15 protein-coding genes are annotated in these 18,020 nt (G+C 63.0%); 9 read left to right on the top strand and 6 right to left on the bottom strand.

Annotated features, from left to right (window positions below):
- Nucleotides 1-120: 120 nt before the first annotated feature.
- The 8 genes from CEW87_RS03880 (at nt 121) to CEW87_RS03845 (ending at nt 10,054) form a co-directional block, all read left to right on the top strand.
- Nucleotides 121-2,085: an AMP-dependent synthetase/ligase gene (locus tag CEW87_RS03880; protein ID WP_199917111.1), complete on the top strand. Its 1,965-nt coding sequence runs from the start codon at nt 121-123 to the stop codon at nt 2,083-2,085.
- Between the two features lie 10 nt (nt 2,086-2,095).
- Nucleotides 2,096-2,917: an ABC transporter ATP-binding protein gene (locus tag CEW87_RS03875; RefSeq protein ID WP_108971531.1), complete on the top strand. Its 822-nt coding sequence runs from the start codon at nt 2,096-2,098 to the stop codon at nt 2,915-2,917.
- 33 nt (nt 2,918-2,950) lie between these two features.
- Nucleotides 2,951-3,877, top strand: a complete 927-nt coding sequence (locus tag CEW87_RS03870) for a branched-chain amino acid ABC transporter permease (protein ID WP_108971530.1) — start codon at nt 2,951-2,953, stop codon at nt 3,875-3,877.
- Between the two features lie 72 nt (nt 3,878-3,949).
- On the top strand, nt 3,950-5,017 hold the full coding sequence (locus CEW87_RS03865; RefSeq protein WP_108971529.1) for a branched-chain amino acid ABC transporter permease: 1,068 nt from the start codon (nt 3,950-3,952) through the stop codon (nt 5,015-5,017).
- A gap of 89 nt (nt 5,018-5,106) precedes the next feature.
- Nucleotides 5,107-6,429 carry an ABC transporter substrate-binding protein gene (locus CEW87_RS03860; RefSeq protein ID WP_108976909.1) on the top strand — a complete coding sequence of 441 codons (1,323 nt, stop codon included), beginning with the start codon at nt 5,107-5,109 and terminating at the stop codon, nt 6,427-6,429.
- Between the two features lie 187 nt (nt 6,430-6,616).
- Nucleotides 6,617-7,453 carry an ABC transporter ATP-binding protein gene (locus CEW87_RS03855; RefSeq protein ID WP_108951388.1) on the top strand — a complete coding sequence of 279 codons (837 nt, stop codon included), beginning with the start codon at nt 6,617-6,619 and terminating at the stop codon, nt 7,451-7,453.
- Nucleotides 7,454-7,539: 86 nt separating this feature from the next.
- Complete coding sequence (locus CEW87_RS03850; protein WP_108971528.1) at nt 7,540-8,772, top strand: phenylacetate--CoA ligase family protein; 1,233 nt, start codon at nt 7,540-7,542, stop codon at nt 8,770-8,772.
- 115 nt (nt 8,773-8,887) lie between these two features.
- On the top strand, nt 8,888-10,054 hold the full coding sequence (locus tag CEW87_RS03845; RefSeq protein WP_108971527.1) for a CaiB/BaiF CoA transferase family protein: 1,167 nt from the start codon (nt 8,888-8,890) through the stop codon (nt 10,052-10,054).
- Between the two features lie 26 nt (nt 10,055-10,080).
- On the opposite strand, the gene CEW87_RS03840 is transcribed toward CEW87_RS03845, so the two are convergent.
- From CEW87_RS03840 to CEW87_RS03825, 4 genes are all read right to left on the bottom strand, one after another.
- Entirely contained in the window at nt 10,081-10,497 is a 417-nt protein-coding gene (locus tag CEW87_RS03840) for a PhaM family polyhydroxyalkanoate granule multifunctional regulatory protein (RefSeq protein ID WP_108971526.1), read from the bottom strand.
- A gap of 90 nt (nt 10,498-10,587) precedes the next feature.
- A complete protein-coding gene (locus CEW87_RS03835; RefSeq protein WP_108971525.1) occupies nt 10,588-12,510 on the bottom strand; it encodes a response regulator in 1,923 nt (640 codons plus the stop codon).
- Nucleotides 12,507-13,436, bottom strand: a complete 930-nt coding sequence (locus CEW87_RS03830; RefSeq protein ID WP_108971524.1) for an ABC transporter substrate-binding protein — start codon at nt 13,434-13,436, stop codon at nt 12,507-12,509. The genes CEW87_RS03835 and CEW87_RS03830 overlap by 4 nt, the downstream gene beginning before the upstream one ends.
- Before the next feature lie 6 nt (nt 13,437-13,442).
- On the bottom strand, nt 13,443-15,422 hold the full coding sequence (locus CEW87_RS03825) for a TonB-dependent receptor plug domain-containing protein (RefSeq protein ID WP_108971523.1): 1,980 nt from the start codon (nt 15,420-15,422) through the stop codon (nt 13,443-13,445).
- A gap of 158 nt (nt 15,423-15,580) precedes the next feature.
- Here CEW87_RS03825 and CEW87_RS03820 point away from each other — a divergent pair, with 158 nt between their 5' ends.
- Nucleotides 15,581-16,210 (top strand): response regulator transcription factor, encoded by a 630-nt coding sequence (locus CEW87_RS03820; RefSeq protein ID WP_108951387.1) that lies wholly within the window; start codon nt 15,581-15,583, stop codon nt 16,208-16,210.
- Between the two features lie 112 nt (nt 16,211-16,322).
- Here the strand turns inward: CEW87_RS03820 and CEW87_RS03815 are convergent, their stop codons facing one another.
- Both CEW87_RS03815 and CEW87_RS03810 read right to left on the bottom strand, forming a co-directional pair.
- Nucleotides 16,323-17,030, bottom strand: a complete 708-nt coding sequence (locus CEW87_RS03815; RefSeq protein ID WP_108971522.1) for a ParA family protein — start codon at nt 17,028-17,030, stop codon at nt 16,323-16,325.
- A gap of 98 nt (nt 17,031-17,128) precedes the next feature.
- Entirely contained in the window at nt 17,129-17,884 is a 756-nt protein-coding gene (locus tag CEW87_RS03810; RefSeq protein WP_108971521.1) for a class I SAM-dependent methyltransferase, read from the bottom strand.
- Nucleotides 17,885-18,020: the final 136 nt, after the last annotated feature.

Here is an 18,020-nt window from a genome sequence, read left to right as displayed (position 1 = left end):
CCTGCGACACTAAGACCTGACAAAAGACCAAGGCGCCAACAGTGCGCCACATCCGGGCAAGCGGAAACGCTGCGAATTCCGGGTGCGGAGACAGGCAGGATCAACCGAAGGAGGATGGGCATGTCCGATACTCACGGGCAGACGGGGCTCGACACGTTTCCACGGCTGCTGATGCAGCACGCAAAGCTCAGGCCGAACCGGCCGGCGATGCGGGAAAAGGCGTATGGCATCTGGCAAACCTACACCTGGGCGCAAGTGGCAGAGAGTGTCAGGGCGATTGCCTGCGGTCTCGCCGAGCTCGGTTTCAAGCGTGGCGACCGTCTTGCCATCATCGGCGACAACCGTCCGCGTCTGTACTGGTCGGTCGCAGCCTGCCAGTGCCTCGGCGGTATTCCCGTGATGCTTTACCAGGATGCGGTGGCACAGGAAATGGCCTACGTGCTCCAGGATGCCGAGATCCGCTTCGCGGTGGTCGAGGATCAGGAGCAGGTCGACAAAATGCTCGAGATCCAGCCCGAGGTGCCGCTGCTCGAGCGCGTGATCTACGACGATGCGCGCGGCATGCGTCACTACACCCAGACCCTGCTGATGGGGCTGGACGAGTTGCAGGAGATGGGTCGCATCCACGACCGCAACCAGAGCGACTTCCTCGATGGCGAAGTGGCCAAGGGGGCGTCGGACGACATCTCCATCATGCTCTACACCTCCGGGACCACCGGCAAGCCCAAGGGCGTGTGTCAGACCCACGGCGCCTTCATTGCTGCCGCCCGTGGCGGTGTGCAGTTCGACAAGCTGACCGATCAGGAAGACATCCTGTCCTACCTGCCGATGGCGTGGGTGGGTGATCACCTGTTCTCGTTTGCCCAGGCCATGCTGGCCGGTTTCACCATCAACTGCCCGGAATCGGGCGAAACGGTGATGACCGACTTGCGCGAGATCGGGCCCACTTACTACTTTGCCCCGCCGCGCGTGTTCGAGAACCTGCTCACCCAGGTCATGATCCGGATGGAGGATGCGGGCGCTTTCAAGCGCAAGATCTTCCATCACTTCATGGAAGTCTCCCGCCGCTGCGGTGCGGACATCCTCGACGGCAAGCAGGTCTCCGCGGGCGACCGCTTCCAGTACTGGCTCGGCAATCTGATGGTGTACGGTCCGTTGAAGAACGTGCTCGGCTTCAGCCGCATCCGCGTGGCCTACACCGCAGGTGCAGCCATCGGCCCCGACCTTTTCCGCTTCTATCGTTCGATCGGTGTGAACCTGAAGCAGCTCTACGGCCAGACCGAAACCTGCGCCTATGTCTGTCTGCAGCCCGACGGCGAGATCAAGCTCGACTCCGTCGGCAAGCCGGCACCCTTCGTCGAGGTGAAGCTCGCCGACAACGGCGAGATTCTGGTCAAGGGGCCGATGCTGCTCAAGACCTATTACAAGCGCCCTGATGCCACGGCCGAGTCGATCAATGCCGATGGCTACTTCATGACCGGCGATGCAGGTTTCTTCGATGAAGACGGCCATCTGAAGATCATCGATCGCGCCAAGGACGTGGGCAAGCTCAACGACGGTTCGATGTTTGCCCCGAACTACGTCGAGAACAAGCTCAAGTTCTTCCAGCACATCAAGGAAGCCGTCACCTTCGGCAACGGTCGCGATTTCGTCACCGCCTTCATCAACATCGACCTCGAAGCCGTCGGCAACTGGGCCGAAAGAAAAGGCATGGGCTATTCCGGCTACACCGATCTGGCCTCTCAGGACGCGGTGTACGAGCTGATCAGGGAGGGCATTGAGGCAGTGAATGCCGACCTCGCGGCCGATCCCAAGATGAGCGGCTCGCAGATCAAGCGTTTCCTCATTCTGCACAAGGAGCTCGATGCCGACGACGGCGAGCTGACGCGTACGCGCAAGGTACGCCGCAACTTCGTGGCGGAGCGCTATCAGGTGCTGGTCGATGGCCTCTATGCCGGCAAGAAGTCGCAGTACATCGAGACCCAGGTGAAGTACGAAGACGGTCGCACCGGCAAGGTCAGTGCCGACCTGCGCATCGAGGAGGTGAAAACCTTCACGCCGCAGGCCGCGAAGCAGGCCGCTTGAGGAGACAGGGATGATGATGAATGACATGGCGCAGGACGCTACGACTGGGGACGGTCGCCGGATCGGAGAAGTGATTCTCGATCTGCAGCACATCTCGCTGAGCTTCGGCGGGGTGAACGCGCTGACCGATATCAGTTTCGATGTGAGAGAGCACGAGATCCGCTCGATCATCGGCCCCAACGGGGCAGGCAAGAGCTCGATGCTGAACGTGATGAATGGCGTCTACCATCCGCAGAAGGGCAACATCCTCTTCCGTGGTGAGCCACGGCAGAAGATGGATCCGCACACCGCTGCGGCGCAGGGCATTGCCCGCACCTTCCAGAACATCGCGCTGTTCAAGGGCATGAGTGTGCTCGACAACATCATGACCGGGCGCAATCTGAAGATGAAGTGCAACCTGCTCGAGCATGCGCTGTTCTGGGGTCGGGCCCAGCGTGAGGAGATCGAGCACCGCAGGAAGGTCGAGGAAGTCATCGACTTCCTCGAAATCCAGAGCATCCGCAAAACGCCGGTTGGGCGCCTCCCCTATGGCCTGCAGAAGCGGGTCGAGCTGGGCCGCGCACTGGCAGCCGAGCCCACGCTGCTGTTGCTCGATGAGCCGATGGCCGGCATGAACGTCGAGGAAAAGCAGGACATGTGCCGCTTCATTCTCGACGTCAATGATCAGTTCGGCACCACCATTGTGCTGATCGAGCACGACATGGGCGTGGTGATGGACATCTCCGACCGCGTCGTGGTGCTCGATTACGGCAAGAAGATTGGCGATGGCCCTCCGGACGAAGTCAAGAACAACGCGGATGTGATCGCGGCCTACCTCGGCACCTCGCACTGAGCCCGCCAGAACAAGAAGGACAAGGAGACAACAATGGGTTTCTTTTTCGAAGTGCTGATCGGCGGACTGCTCTCGGGGGTGCTCTACGCCCTCGTTGCCCTCGGCTTCGTGCTGATCTACAAGGCCTCGGGCGTGTTCAACTTTGCCCAGGGGGCGATGGTGTTCTTTGCCGCGCTTACCTTTGTCGGCTTTCAGGAGTTGCTGCCCGGCTGGACCGGACTGGAAGAGGGCAGCGCGGTGGTGTTCTGGCTCGCCTTCATCCTTGCGCTGGCCTCGATGATCCTGCTCGGCATCCTGACCGAAAAAGTGGTGCTGCGGCCGCTGGTAAACCAGCCACACATCACCCTGTTCATGGCCACCATCGGCCTCACCTTTCTCGTCGAGGGCATCGCCCAGGCGATCTGGGGAGCCAACGTACGTGCCCTGGACCTCGGCATCACCGACGAGCCGATTGAATGGATTCTCGACAGCGCGGACATGATCGTGTCCAAGTTCGACGTCTTCGCGGCAGCTCTGGCGGGCATCCTGGTGGCGGCACTGGCACTGTTCTTCCAATACACCAAGGTCGGACGCGCCCTGCGTGCCGTGGCCGATGATCACCAGGCCGCCTTGTCGATCGGTATTCCGCTGCAGCACATCTGGGCAATCGTCTGGGGTGTGGCGGGCTTTGTTGCCCTGGTCGCAGGCCTGATCTGGGGCGCTCGCAGCGGGGTTCAGTTTGCACTCACCTTCACCGCGCTCAAGGCCTTGCCGGTGCTGATCCTCGGCGGTTTCACGTCGGTGCCGGGGGCGATCGTCGGCGGTCTGATCATCGGCGCGTCGGAGAAGCTGGCCGAAGTCTATATCGGCCCCTTCGTAGGCGGCGGTATCGAGGGCTGGTTCCCTTACATGCTTGCGCTGTTCTTCCTGCTGGTGCGGCCGGAAGGTCTGTTCGGCGAGAAGCACATCGACAGGGTCTGACCGCGAAAGCCTGCCGGCGCCCGCAAGCGCCCAGGCAGGCTGTCATAACGACAAGGTTTTCGGAGACAACACATGCTTTATCGTGAAGCCGGCCAATTCAAGGCCAGTTACAAGGAGGATCAGCAGATCCTGCCGATCCGCCAGGACAGGGTCGGCATGATGGTGATCCTCGCCATCTTCTTCCTTGCAGTGCCGATGTTTGCCAATGAGTACTGGTTGCAGGCAATCCTGATTCCGGTGCTGATCTTCTCGCTCGCCGCGATCGGTCTCAACATCCTCACCGGCTATGCAGGACAGCTGTCGCTGGGCTCTGCCGCGTTCATGGCGGTTGGTGCGTTCGGTGCCTACAACTTCATGCTGCGCATCGATGGCATGCCCTTCATCGTGGCGCTGATCCTTGGCGGTCTGTGTGCGGCACTGGTCGGTGTCGCGTTTGGCCTGCCCAGTCTGCGCATCAAGGGCTTCTATCTGGCGGTGGCGACGCTTGCGGCTCAGTTCTTCATTGTCTGGGCGCTGGTGAAGTTCTCGTGGTTCTCCAACTACTCGTCCTCGGGCGTCATCTCCGCACAGGAAGTGAATATCCTCGGCGTCGCCTTCAATACACCGATCCTGAAGTATCTGCTGACGCTTGCCATCGTCGTCGTGCTGGCGCTGCTGGCCAAGAATCTGGTGAGGTCTGCGACAGGTCGGCGCTGGATGGCGGTGCGCGACATGGACGTGGCAGCCGAGGTGATCGGCATCCGCCCGATGCGCGCCAAGCTCAGTGCCTTTGCGGTGTCGTCGTTCTACTGCGGTGTGGCCGGCGCACTCTACGCCTACACTTATCTGGGGACGGTGGAGCCTGAAGGTTTTAACCTCGACCTGTCGTTCAAGATCCTGTTCATGATCATCATCGGTGGCGTGGGCTCGATTCTGGGTTCCTTCCTGGGCGCCGCATTCATCGTGCTGCTGCCGATCTTCCTCAACGTTTTCATGCACTCGGTTTTTGCGGGAAGCCTGCCGGCCGGCCTCGGCTCGAACCTCGAGCTGATCGTTTTCGGCGGACTGATCATCTTCTTCCTGATCGTCGAGCCGCACGGCCTGGCGCGTTTGTGGACCCTGGCCAAGGACAAGTTGCGCCTGTGGCCATTCCCGCACTGAGCATTTTCGAGCATCAGGCCGACGCTGCCGCGTCGGTCGGTTTCAAGGCAGTACCAAGCAGCACCACACACATAAGAGAGGAGACACTCATGAAACTGAAGCAATCCGCACTCATCGGCGCCGCCATCGCAGGTCTGCTCGTGAGCGGCTATGCCGCCGCGCAGGAACAGTTCATCGGTCTGCCGAGCTATCGCGTCGGCCCCTATGGTTCGAACGGCGCCTCGCTGTATGGCGGCTGGATCGATTACATGGCCATGGTCAACGCCCGTGACGGCGGCGTAAACGGCGTCAAGCTGACCTGGGAAGAATGCGAGACCGAATACAACAACGCCCGTGGCGTCGAGTGCTACGAGCGCCTGAAGAACAAGGGGCCGACCGGTAACTCGGTGTTCCAGCCGCTGTCGACCGGTATCACCTACTCGGTGCTGGAGAAGGTCGAGCAGGACAAGATTCCGATGGTCACCATCGGCTACGGCCGTACCGACGCTGCTGACGGCAGCGTGTTCCCGTGGGTCTTCCCGATGGTTACGACCTACTGGTCGCAGGCTTCGGCCATCGTGAACTACATCGGTACCAAGGCCGGTGGCATGGACAAGCTCAAGGGCAAGAAGATTGGTCTGCTGTATCACGACTCGGCCTATGGCAAAGAATCGCACGCCATCATGGACAAGCTCGCCGAGAAGCATGGCTTCGAAGTGCAGAAGGTTGCCGTTGCCCACCCGGGTAACGAGCAGCAGGCCCAGTGGCTGCAGATCCGCCAGCAGAAACCCGACTACGTGATCCTGTGGGGCTGGGGCGTGATGAACGCGACCGCACTGCGCACTGCAGCCAAGACCGGCTATTCGCGTGACAAGGTCATCGGCGTGTGGTGGGCGGGTTCCGAAGAGGACGCGATCCCGGCGGGCGATGCAGCCAAGGGCTTCGTGGCTGCCGGCTTCAACGTGGCAGGTGCCAACTATCCGGTGATCAAGGACATCCAGACCAACGTCTACGCCAAGAACGCCGGCAACATGGAAGACAAGGAGCGCGTTGGCAGTGTGCTCTACAACCGTGGTGTGGTGCACGGCATCATCACCGTCGAAGCCATCCGCACGGCGCAGGAAAAATTCGGCAAGGGCAAGCCGATGACCGGCGAGCAGATGCGCTGGGGCTTCGAGCACCTCAACCTCGACACCAAGCGCCTCGCCGCACTGGGTGCCGCCGGCTTCATGCCTGACCTCAAGATCAGCTGCAAGGATCATGAAGGCGCAGGCAAGGTCAAGTTCCAGCAGTGGGACGGCGCCAAGTGGAACGTCGTGACCGACTGGATCGAAGCTGACAAGCCTCTGGTGCGCGGCATGATCGAAGAGTCGGCTGCGGCCTACGCCAAGGAAAAGGGCATCACCCCGCGCGACTGCTCCAAGGAGATGTAAGTCGCACAAGCATCCAGGCCGCATGGCGGCCTGGAACGCAGACGAAGCCGCCCGGCAGCAGCCTGGCGGTTGCAGGCTCCCCGCGCAAGCGGGGGTCTGCAGGGCGTTTGTACGGTTCGTACGAGCATCCTGCAGACCCTCTGCCGGCAAGACCGGGGAGGTGGGACGGAGACACAAGGCAAAAACCATGACTAATGCAGCCACCGCAAACGCCGCCAGCGCGGCGCCCTACCTCAGCATCAACAACGTCGAGGTGATCTACGATCACGTCATTCTCGTGCTCAAGGGCGTGTCCCTGCAGGTCGAGAAGGGCAGCATCGTGGCCCTGCTCGGAGCCAACGGCGCGGGCAAGTCGACCACGCTGAAGTCCATCTCGAACCTGCTCGGTGCAGAGCGCGGCGATGTCACCAAGGGCAGCATCGAGTTCAAGGGCCAGCGTGTCGACCAGATGACACCGAACGATCTGGTCAAGCGTGGCGTGATTCAGGTGATGGAGGGCCGTCACTGTTTCGGCCACCTGACCATCGAGGAGAACCTGCTGACCGGTGCCTACACCCGCAGCATTTCGCGTGCAGAGCTCAAGGACAGCCTGGAGAAGGTCTATCACTACTTCCCGCGGCTCAAGACCCGACGCTCGTCGCAGGCCGGTTACACCTCGGGCGGCGAACAGCAGATGTGTGCAATCGGTCGTGCTCTGATGGCCAAGCCCGAAATGATTCTGCTCGATGAGCCGTCAATGGGCCTGGCACCGCAGATCGTCGAAGAGATCTTCGAGATCGTGAAGGACCTCAACAGCAAGGAGCAGGTCAGCTTCCTGCTCGCCGAGCAGAACACCATGGTCGCGCTGCGTTATGCCGACTTCGGCTACATCATGGAGAACGGCCGCATCGTGATGGAAGGCGCTGCCAGCGAGCTCGCCACCAACGAGGACGTGAAGGAGTTCTATCTTGGCCTCGCGGGCGAGGGACGCAAGAGCTTCCGTGACGTCAAACACTATCGTCGTCGCAAGCGCTGGCTCAGCTGAGCGCTGCCAAACCGACCCCATGCCTTCGCCCGCTTGCGGCCGCGCCTTGTCAGGCCGCCGGGCTCACTCATATTCAGGATCCACGCATGAGCCATTACGATGACAGAGAGATTCGCGATCCAGCAGAGCGCGAGCGCGACCTGTTCGCGCGGCTGCCTGCGCAGATCGCTCACGCACAGTCCAGCGCTCCGGCGTTCGCGGCGAGCCTGAAGGGGATCGATCCCGCAACGGTGACGAGTCGCGAGGCGCTCGCCCGGCTGCCGGTGATCCGCAAGTCCGAACTGCTCGAGCAGCAGAAGCGCGCCAGGCCCTTCGGCGGTTTTTCCGCGGTGCGCTGGGGCGCGGCCTGCAAGCGCGTGTTTTCGTCTCCCGGGCCGCTGTACGAACCGGAGGGCGCACGCCCCGACTATTACCGGCTGGCACGCGCACTGTATGCGGCAGGCTTTCGCGAAGGCGACCTGGTGCACAATACTTTCGCCTATCACTTCACCCCGGCGGGATCGATGATGGAGACGGCGGCCCATGCGCTTGGCTGCACCGTGTTTCCTGCTGGCGTCGGACAGACGGAACTGCAGCTTGCTGCAATGGCGGACCTGCAGCCCAATGCCTACGTCGGGACACCGTCTTTCCTGCGCATCCTGCTCGACAAGGCTGATGAGATCGGGGTGAAGCCCACGTTCACCAAGGCCTTCGTCTCGGGTGAAGCCTTTCCGCCCAGCATCCGCGACGCCTTTGCCGCGCGCGGCGTTCGCGCCAGCCAGGCCTATGCTACCGCCGACATCGGGCTGATTGCATACGAGACGCCGGGTGGCGAGGGCATGGTGGTCGGTGAGGACATCGTGCTCGAAATCGTTCGCCCCGGCACCGGCGACCCGGTGCCAGACGGCGAAGTCGGCGAGGTGGTGGTGACGACCTTCAATCCGGACTATCCGTTGATCCGTTTCGGCACTGGCGATCTGTCGGCAATCATGCCTGGCACGTCCACTTGCGGCCGCACCAATGTTCGCATCAAGGGCTGGATGGGGCGGGCGGACCAGACCACCAAGGTCAAGGGCATGTTCGTGCACCCGGGGCAGATTGCTGATGTTGTCCGGCGCCATCCCGAGATCGGTCGTGGACGCCTGGTGGTCGACAATCCGGAGCTCAACGACCGCATGACGCTGCACTGTGAGAGCACGGTTGGCGGTGATACGCTTGCGGCGAATATTGCTGCGAGTATTCGCGAACTGACCAAGCTGCGCGGTGAGGTGAGCTTTTGTGCGCCCGGCAGTCTGGCCAACGATGGCAAGCTCATCGACGATATTCGCAAGTACGACTAGTACTGCACCCGGTGTTGTGTGTGGGCAGCTTCGGCCCGGCGATGCCGGGCCGATTTTTTTGACGCCCGGGCTCTTGCCCTGGCCCTTCCCGTTTACGCTTTAGCCGAGATCCGCCATGCAAACTCAACCTCTGTCCGGCCTGCGCATCCTCGACCTCACCCGGCTTCTGCCCGGCCCGCTGGCAACCCAGCATCTGGCGGATTACGGTGCCGAGGTCATCAAGATCGAGGATACCGGTGCGGGCGATTACGCCCGCACGATGGGTGCAATGGCCGGCGACAGCAGCTATTTCTATCAGGTGGTCAATCGCAACAAGCAGAGCTTGCGCCTCGATCTCAAACAGGAGGCCGGCCGGGCCGTGTTCCTGCGCCTGGTGGAGACGGCCGATGCCGTGGTCGAGGGCTTTCGGCCCGGGGTCATGGACAAGCTTGGACTCGGCTACGCACAACTGGCAGAGATCAATCCGCGTCTGGTGTTCTGCAGCATCACGGGTTACGGGCAGACCGGGCCCTATGCGCTCCGGGCGGGCCACGATATCAACTATATCGGCTACGCCGGCGTGCTCGACCAGATTGGCGTGGCCGGGGGCGCACCGGCGATCTCCAATCTGCAGATCGGCGATCTGCTGGGGGGAACGATGGCGGCCGTGGTCGGCATGCTGGTTGCGCTGCTGGACGCGCGCAGCAGCGGGCGTGGCCGTCACGTCGATGTGGCAATGACCGATGCCGCGCTCGCGCACGCAATCTTTCCGCTGGTCGAGGTCTTGGCGCAGGGTGCCGTGCGTCCGCGCGGAGAGGATCTGCTAACGGGCGGTGTGCCGTGTTATGGCGTGTATGAAACCGCAGATGGTCGCCACATGGCGGTCGGTGCGCTGGAGGAAAAGTTCTGGTACTTGCTGTGCGACACCCTGGGAAGGCCCGATCTCAAGCCCGCGCATCTCGATACCGGTGCGGCCGGCGCTGCTGCACGCGACGAACTGTCGGTGATTTTTCGCGGTCGCAGCCAGCACGACTGGAGCACTCTGTTCGACCAGATCGATTGCTGCGTGACCCCGGTGCTGCGCCTTGAGGAGAGCCTGTCGAACCCGCAGGTACAGGCACGCGGCATGGTTGTGGAGGTTGGCGGTGTGCGCCAGTTCGGCCCGCCGGTGAAACTGTCCGGCCATGTGCCGCCCGCACCGTCACCCGCGCCGGGCGCAGGCGCGGATACCGACGCGTTGCTGTCGGGTCTGGGTTTGGATAGCGAAGAAATCCGGCGCCTGCGAGACGCAGGCGTGATTTGAAGCTGCTGGCAGAAGCTGGACGCAGCTTACTTTTCAGCCGCCTTGCGCCGCGTACGAGGCTTGCTTTCTGCCGGCTTGTCGTCCGTCTCGGTGCTTTCCGGCGCGGCCTGGGTCATCATGCTCCACGGCCACATCGCGGCGGCAGAGGCAAAGGGGTTGTTCTCGCCGCTGGATGCCGGGTCAGTGCTTTCGCGCGCCTGCTGGCTCATGGCCTTCACTGCAGCGATGGTTGCGCGCTGCATGTCCAGCCCCTGGATCGAGATCTGCAGCATGTTCAGGTTCATCTTCAGCCAGCCCTCGACCGCCCGCATGTCGGCGATGCGCTTGTCGAGTTCGTCAACGTCCAGCGTCGGCGTCACCATTCCGGGCAGGTTGAAACCCATGTTGCTCCACATGCCACGCACGAATTCGAGCGGGTCTTGTGCTGCCTGATCGTTTGACATTTCTTGTTCTCCCGGTTGAGCCGTTATTCCATGGTAACCGATGCGTATGCGTGAGCGCATGGCGCACAGCAGCATTGGTATTAACGCAGCTTAGTTGTTGCCGATGAGCCGGTGAATGAGTGCGCGCAGGCGGGCCGGTCGCACGGGCTTGTGCAGCAGGGGGATGCCCGCCTGCTGGGCGAGACGCAGGGTTTCGGCGCCGGTGTCTCCGCTGATGAGGATGGCGGGCAGTCCCGGCCCGAGTTTGCTGCGTGCGGCATGGATGACGTCGATGCCGTGGTGCTCGCCGTGCAGGCGGAAGTCGCTGACCATCAGATCGAGTGGGGAGGTGCTGAGCGTCATCATCTTGAGCAGGACTTCCGGTGATTCGGCGGACATCATCCTGCATCCCCAGGAACGCAGCAGGCTTTCCATGCCGGCGCGTGCGAGGGGGTCGTCGTCCACGAGTGCGACGTGAAGCCCCTTCAGATCCCCCGGCGTGCGGGCCTGAGCGGACAGTTCAAGTTCGTGCTCCGGGGCTGCGGACTGCATCTCGATCGCAAACACCGATCCGATGCCAGGGGTCGAGCGCAGTGAGAGGTCGTGACCCAGCAGTGCCGCGAGCCGGCGCACGATCGCAAGGCCAAGTCCGAGTCCCTTGACCCGGGCACGCTCCGCATTGTCGAGCTGGATGAACTCCTGAAAAATGGCGTCATGCGATTCCGCAGGGATGCCCACGCCGCTGTCGCGTACCTCGATGCGTACCTTGTCACCGCGCTTGCGGCAGGCGATCAGAATGCTGCCGCTGGCCGTATAGCGGATGGCATTGCTCACGAGGTTGGTGATGATGCGCTCGAACAGCACCGGGTCGGTGTACGTCCAGCAGCTTGTCGGGCGCGCCTTCAGGCGCAGTTCGCGCTCTTCGGCCGCCGGCCGTTGCTCGGCGGCAATGCGTTCGAGAACGGGCTGAAGCGCAAACGGCCGCGGATTGGGATGGAGCACGCCGGCGTCGAGCTTGGAGATGTCGAGCAGACTGTCGAGCAGGTTGTCCATGGCCTCTGCGGAAGCGGCAATGCGCTGCACGAGACGCCGGCTCTCGGGCGCATGTGTGTGCTGCGCAAGCTCCGACACGAACAGGCCCAGTGCGTGCATCGGCTGACGCAGGTCGTGACTGGCCGCAGCCAGAAAGCGTGACTTGGCCAGATTGGCGCGTTCTGCTTCTTCCTTGCGTGCGCGCATCTCGGATGTGGCCTCTTCGACCTTGCGCACCAGCTCGTCGTGCGCGCCGGCCAGGCGCGCCGCCATTTCATTGACGCCTTCGGCCAGCGTGGCGAGGCTGCCGCCGCCGAGGACGGGAACGCGCTCCTGGAGTTGGCCCTGCCCGATGCGGGTGACGGTTTCAGCCACCTCGCGGATGGGCACGCTGACGCCCCGGCTGAGTCGTGTCGCCAGCAGGATGCTCCCGATCATCACCAGCAGCACCGAGCCTGCGCTGGTCCAGAGCAGATCGTCGCGCTGACGCTGCAGCCGGCGCAGCGAGATTTCCACCACTACGCTGCCCAGCGGCTCTTCGCCCAACTGAGCGGCTACGCCAGGGGTGATGGCCGCAAATCCGTCGTCGAGCTCAAGGCGGCTGGGACGAATGGGCTCGATCAGACGCAAGGTCGGCCCCTTGACCAGACGCAGGGGACCGCTCGCCGGGCTCGACGGCAAGGGTGGAAGCTGGCCGTCGAGCATGCCGCTGCGGGCGAGAATCTCGCCGACGTTATTGACGATGCTGATGCCAGCGATGTCGTCTTCGGACAGCACGGCACTGGTAATCTGCTGCAGCGCGTCGCGGTTGCCCGAGAAAACCGCGTACTCGCTTGCCGCAGCCAGCTGACGGGCGACGGCCCGGCCACGTGCGCTCAGGGCTTCGTCGAGGTCGGCCAGACGCGAGCGCGTGGAATACACGGTCAGAACCACCGCCAGTACGAGTACCGGCAGCACGGCTGCCAGCATCACCCGTGCACGGATGCCCCAGCGCTTGTTCATCGGCCTCCTGCCTCCTGCCGGGCCAGGGCGGCGGTCAGCGCCTGGGCACTGTCGAGCGAGATGCCGAGGGAGCGGGCGACGTTGGTGTTAACCGCGACCTCGAACGCTTGCGGCACTTGCGTCGGGGGAAGGGACTGGCCGTCCAGCAGGCGCAGGATCATGTCGGCCGTCTGCTGTCCGATCTGGGCTGGTGTCGAATACAGGCCAAGCAATGCGCCGGCTCGCACGTAGGCGGCGGAAAAACCAAGCACGGGAGAACGATGGCGGTAGGCGGTCAGGAGCACGTTCTGCACGGTATAGCCGTTGAAAATGCGTGAATCGGGGGTGACGATCAGGACTGCCGGCTCTCGCAGCACCCGCTGCAGCGCGGGAAAAAGCTCACGCTCGGAACTGACGGTAGCCTCTCTAACCTCAAACTGCGCGGCTTTTGCCGCAGTCGTCAATTGTCGTTGCGTCGGTCCTGTCTGGGGTCCGGCAAGCAGCGCGACACGCCGCCAGTCGGGAAGGGCCAATTCTAGCAGTGCCACCTGGCGCGTTGCGGGCTGATCCAGCAGGATCGCCGATGGACGTCCCGCGCCGTAGTGGTGCGCGGGCAGGCTTTGCCATGCACTTTCGGACAACAGGCTGTGAATGACCGGCTTGGAAAGCTGGCAGTCGGCCACGACGTGTGCCGCATGCGAGCCGAGGCTGACGATGACGCTGGCCTCAGCAAGGCGTGCCTTGGCGGTCGCCGAAATATCGATCTCGTTGACCTGCAGACCGGGCAGCGGGGTCTGCAAGGTGTCCCTGATCGCTGCAAGGGTCTCGCGATGCGCGTCATCGGCCGTGCGCATGACGACAGCAATCTCACCTCCCGCGCGCACATGTCCGCCGCCCAGCATCAGCGCGGCGGCAAGCAGCCAGAGCAGTACGCCGGGAGGTCGCATCGGAAATCAGAACTCCACGCGCAGGCTTGCGTGCGAGACGGGCCCCGATTTCTGGTCGGGCAGATAGTCTGCGTCGTGAGGTCCGGCATCCGAGACAGTGACCGCAAGCTCGTTTCGCGTCGGACCAAGCTGGAAGCGGTAGGCGAGCCGGATGTCCGTCCGGTAATGGGCGGGCAGCTGATCCGACGCGCTACGGTACCAGGACATGCTCCCGGTTCGGTGGTGATTTGCGCTCAGCGTCCATCGCGGGCTTGGGCTCCAGGCCGCCAGCACCGACCAGCTGGCACGCGGGGCCGAGCGGACATACCGGTCGTTCGCGCTGTCGATATCGATCCGGCTGTAGTTCACGCCAAGCCAGGTTCTTGCGGATGGGCGCCAGAGCACTGCCAGTTCCGCCCCGCGCACGGTAGCGCGCCCCAGGTTCTTTGCCTGGCCAGCCTCGAGTGAGGAGCTGAGCGGGCTGTCGGTACTCTCGAACTCGATCAGGCCATCCGTCCTTTCTTCGAAGAGCCGGAGGTCGATGCTTGTCCTGATTGCGCTGAACTCTCCAAGGTAGCCCAGTTCGCGAAAGCGCATGCGTTCCGCCTCGACATCCGGTGCAGGCTGAAAGGTGTGACGCAGCAAGGTGTTCGTCACCGCTTCGCTGAAGCGCATGTCGGCATAGCGCTCGAACGGTACCGGGTTACGGTAGGCCTTGCCTGCGGCAACGCGCAAGGTCTGACCGCTACCGAGATGGTAGTTGAGGCCAATGCGTGGTGATATCTGGGAATCATCCGTGCCGCTGCGCTCCGCCATTGCACCGATATTCGCAAGAAGGTCCGGGGTGATGCGCCATTCGAGGTTTCCAAAAAGTCGGGTCGAGCGGTACGACAGTGCATCGTTGCGGGCGAAGATGCCGGGGCTCAGAACCCTGTCTTCACGGTAACCCATGCCCCACAGGCCGCGTATGCCGTGCGTCAGGCTTACAGTGTGCTCGAGTTCTATGTCATCTCGCATGATATCGTTGTCATAGATGATATCAACATGCGCAAGTGGCGGGAATAGCCCCAGCAGCGGCACGTCTGCCGCTGTCAGCGTGTAGGCGTCGCGCGTCGATTCCTCCTGGTGCGAGTACGTGATGCTCAGCTCATCCCCGCCATCCTGTTGCCAGTTCCAGCGAATCTGGCCGAAGCTGACCTCACTTCGCTGGGTTCGAACCGGATCGGTCGTGGCGGGTTCGCTGTAGCCGATCTGCTCACGCAGCCTGATCGTTCCCGCCTGCAACTCGAGGCGCTGATTCAGTGCCAGTTGCAGCTCTGTGCGTAATTCAGCTTTCTGCCGCCGGTGGCTGTCGGCGAGTCCGGGCCGGCCCCTGTCCTGTTCCTGTCCGGCGTTCAGGCGCATTGCGAGCACATCCGTCGCATAGCCGAGACTGACGTTCCGGTCCTGTATCCCGTTTTCGCCCTGATCGATGCGCAGGCGCATGCGTGGAGTTTCCGCTGCCGTGCGCGTGATGATGTTGACTGTGCCCATGAAAGCCTGGCTTCCATAGGCCACGGTGTTGGTGCCACGGAAGACCTCGATGCGGTCGATGTCGTCGATATCGACAGACAGTTTCTGCCACTCGATGCCGCTGGTGACATAGGGGGCATAGGCCGAGCGGCCGTCGACCCGGACCAGCATCCGGCGCGGCGCGTTGTCGGCGAGACCATGATAGGTTGTGACTGCCTGGTGGCCATTGATGGCGCCGACCTGGAAGCCCGGGACGAGGCGCAGCAGTTCCGGGATGGAGCGTGCGCCGGAGGCCCGGATCATGTCGCGATCGATGACCGTTACCGCGCCCGGTGCGTCCCGCGTAGGCTGTGACAGGCGGGAGGCGGACAGGACAATCGGAAGTTCGCCGAGGAAGTTCGATTCGGAGATCTCGCCTTCAGCCGCATGAGCAGGCATTATTCGCAAGACCAGCGAGAGCGCCAGCACCGCTTTCGGAACGTTTCGCACTTTCATGGCCCGGATTTTATGACTAACGTCATGGTGCGCAGAGTACCCGGAGGTGATTCTTGCCGGTTTTCTGCTGTAGTGGTGGAGGAAAAACCAATGACAGTGCTGCTGTGATATGCTCCGCGCATCTTCCGCCTCGATGAAAGTGATTTATGGAGCCCTTTGTGATCAAGATACTCATCGTTGAGGATCACGCGCTTGTGCGTGAGGCCGTAGCGCAGACGCTGTCGCGTCTTCAGGAGGGTGTCGAATGCGTTGAGGCCAAGGGTGCGGACGATGCGCTGGCGAAGCTGGAAGCTTCGTCCGACTGGGATCTGGCGGTCATCGACCTGATGCTGCCGGACATGAACGGCTTTTCCCTGCTGGCAGTTCTCGCAAAGCGCTTCCCCGACGTGCCGGCCATTGTGGTTTCGGCGATGGATGACGAAGCCTCGGTCAGGCGTGCCATCAAGGGCGGCGCTTCCGGCTTCGTGTCCAAGTCCAGTTCCGGCGAAGAGATGCTGCAGGCGGTCAGGGTGGTGCTCGCCGGTGGCGTGCACACGCCGGATACCACCGATCGCGCCCCCGGACGCCGTTCAGGTGCGCCAGTCAGCGAGCGTTTCGGGCTGACCGCCGCGCAGACCCGCGTGCTCGAACTGCTTGCCCAGGGCAAGACCAATCGCGAAATCGCCGATCTCCTCGGGCTTTCGGAGGGCACCGTCAAGGTGCACATGTCGGCGATTTTTCGTGCGTTGGGCGTCTCCAACCGTGCTCAGGCGCTGGTCGTCATCTCGCGCCACGGCACCCGTCTCTGAGTCTGTCCGTTCGGTTGTGACGCAAGTGCGATATCGCCGCCCGTCGTACCGCTGTCCGGGTCCGGGTGCGCTGCGCAGCGGCCTTCAGCAGGCCACGCGCGAATTCAGTGCTTCAGTGCGGGCGACGTGATGTCACATTGAGCCGCATCGGCATCTCGGCGGGGGGCAGCCGGTCCGCCGTCCCGGTTTCACCCCGCATTTCGCAGGCGTTGCCGACGTCGATCTCAAGGACTTCAAGCACCTGACGTGCAACCGCGCGACAGGCGTTGGCCAGCGGCGTCGGAAGCTGGTCGGGTACCTGCTTCTGCAGCAGCAGCTTTGAAGCCGACAGCGCGCCCACCGGATTCAGGATGCGGTGCCGATACGTATTCATCAGGTGCGCCACGTTGCGGTCCGCGGCGTCGCGCTGCCAGGCGTTGCTTGGCCATTGTGAGGGCACTGCGTAGGCGCGGGGAAACATCTCCAGGTCGCGGATCACGGTACGGATGTCCTCGTGTGATTCGCGAAAGGGCAGCAGCACGATGTCGGAAAGCGCATAGAGTTTGCGGTCCATCTCGGTGCGGTTGCCGCCGCCGTCGATGATGCCGATCCAGTCGTCGAGCATGCGCAGTTTGTCGACCACTTTGGTCAGTGCGTCGCGGGTGCGGGCGTCGGCCGTGATATAGCGCCTCCCTTCGGGGGAGAGCGGTTCGCGGGATGTGTCGGTCAGCACGCAGGCGGAGCGATGTCCCAGCAGTCCGAGTCCCTGACACAGCATGTGCGAGAGAGTCGTCTTGCCGGTGCCGCCCTTGTTGCCGATCACGCAGATGATCTCAGCCATGAATCCATTCCTCAGCTCAAGGCAAGGGGTTGCCGTACGCTTGCATTATTTCGTGTTTGCAAGCAAAGGCAGGCGTGAAAAAGCGGCGTTTCGTCAGGCTAATTCCGCGCTTTCGCGGGTTGGATGCGATAGACGAGCAGTCGCGTTTTGCGGCGATCGTCTACTTCGACGACGCGCTCGGGGTCATGGCCCGGAATTGCGAAGCTGTTGCTGACCAGCATGCTGCCCGCAGGCATTTCCCGGTTTGCCTTCTGCCACACCGCGGACATCGGCACCGGGGAAAGGAAAGCATACACCACGTCCTGTCCCTGCCACGAGCGCGCAAAGAAGTCGCCGCGGCGCCATTCGAGGTTGGCAAGGCCCCGGCCCAGCACCCAGCCCAGGGCCCAGGGTGCCGGAGCGCTCTCGATTCCGGTGAAATGACTGTCAGGGCGCAGTCGCGCGAGCACTCGCAGCAGCGATCCGGTGCCGCTGCCAATGTCCAGTACCTGCAGCGGCCGGTCCGTGGGAAGCAGTTCAGCGAACGCGGTCGCAGTCTTTCTGTTGCTCAGGTAAAGCGGCACCTGGGTGCGGAAGCTGCTCCAGTAGATCAGCGCCAGCAAGGTGAATGCGGCCAGGTACCAGGCAGGTGCGAGGTCGATGCGCAGCGCGATGACGGCCAGCGGAGTGAACACGAGATGGATGGGCAGCCACCAGCGCGCGCTGCGAAGCAGCACGGCGCTCAGCGTGGCGCCAAGTGCCTGCGCGATGAGCAGTGGCCACAGGCCCGGTGGCAGGATGCCTGCGCGACCCAGCAGATAGGCGATCAACCAGCCCGCGATCTGGGCGACAAGGGCTTTGAGGGCAGGAGGCATTGGGCGCTGCGCGATGAAGGGTGGCTGGCATCATAGCGAAGAGGGCGGGGATGCGCGAAGTCCGGCCCTGCCGGTGTTCGGCGCGCCGCACCTGCCGGAGTGGCGTGTCCATCTGGACGAACCCCTCCGGCACAGC

It is taken from the genome of Parazoarcus communis (assembly GCF_003111665.1).
Classification (GTDB): Bacteria; Pseudomonadota; Gammaproteobacteria; order Burkholderiales; family Rhodocyclaceae; genus Parazoarcus; species Parazoarcus communis_B.
This window is presented reverse-complemented; position numbering and strand designations above follow the sequence as displayed.

What these genes read in the sequence shown, in the direction of transcription:
- CEW87_RS03880 (WP_199917111.1), top strand. Translation starts at nt 121, where the DNA reads ATGTCCGATACTCACGGGCAGACGGGGCTCGACACGTTTCCACGGCTG.
- CEW87_RS03875 (WP_108971531.1), top strand. Translation starts at nt 2,096, where the DNA reads ATGATGATGAATGACATGGCGCAGGACGCTACGACTGGGGACGGTCGC.
- CEW87_RS03870 (WP_108971530.1), top strand. Translation starts at nt 2,951, where the DNA reads ATGGGTTTCTTTTTCGAAGTGCTGATCGGCGGACTGCTCTCGGGGGTG.
- CEW87_RS03865 (WP_108971529.1), top strand. Translation starts at nt 3,950, where the DNA reads ATGCTTTATCGTGAAGCCGGCCAATTCAAGGCCAGTTACAAGGAGGAT.
- CEW87_RS03860 (WP_108976909.1), top strand. Translation starts at nt 5,107, where the DNA reads ATGAAACTGAAGCAATCCGCACTCATCGGCGCCGCCATCGCAGGTCTG.
- CEW87_RS03855 (WP_108951388.1), top strand. Translation starts at nt 6,617, where the DNA reads ATGACTAATGCAGCCACCGCAAACGCCGCCAGCGCGGCGCCCTACCTC.
- CEW87_RS03850 (WP_108971528.1), top strand. Translation starts at nt 7,540, where the DNA reads ATGAGCCATTACGATGACAGAGAGATTCGCGATCCAGCAGAGCGCGAG.
- CEW87_RS03845 (WP_108971527.1), top strand. Translation starts at nt 8,888, where the DNA reads ATGCAAACTCAACCTCTGTCCGGCCTGCGCATCCTCGACCTCACCCGG.
- CEW87_RS03840 (WP_108971526.1), bottom strand. Translation starts at nt 10,497, where the DNA reads ATGTCAAACGATCAGGCAGCACAAGACCCGCTCGAATTCGTGCGTGGC.
- CEW87_RS03835 (WP_108971525.1), bottom strand. Translation starts at nt 12,510, where the DNA reads ATGAACAAGCGCTGGGGCATCCGTGCACGGGTGATGCTGGCAGCCGTG.
- CEW87_RS03830 (WP_108971524.1), bottom strand. Translation starts at nt 13,436, where the DNA reads ATGCGACCTCCCGGCGTACTGCTCTGGCTGCTTGCCGCCGCGCTGATG.
- CEW87_RS03825 (WP_108971523.1), bottom strand. Translation starts at nt 15,422, where the DNA reads ATGAAAGTGCGAAACGTTCCGAAAGCGGTGCTGGCGCTCTCGCTGGTC.
- CEW87_RS03815 (WP_108971522.1), bottom strand. Translation starts at nt 17,030, where the DNA reads ATGGCTGAGATCATCTGCGTGATCGGCAACAAGGGCGGCACCGGCAAG.
- CEW87_RS03810 (WP_108971521.1), bottom strand. Translation starts at nt 17,884, where the DNA reads ATGCCTCCTGCCCTCAAAGCCCTTGTCGCCCAGATCGCGGGCTGGTTG.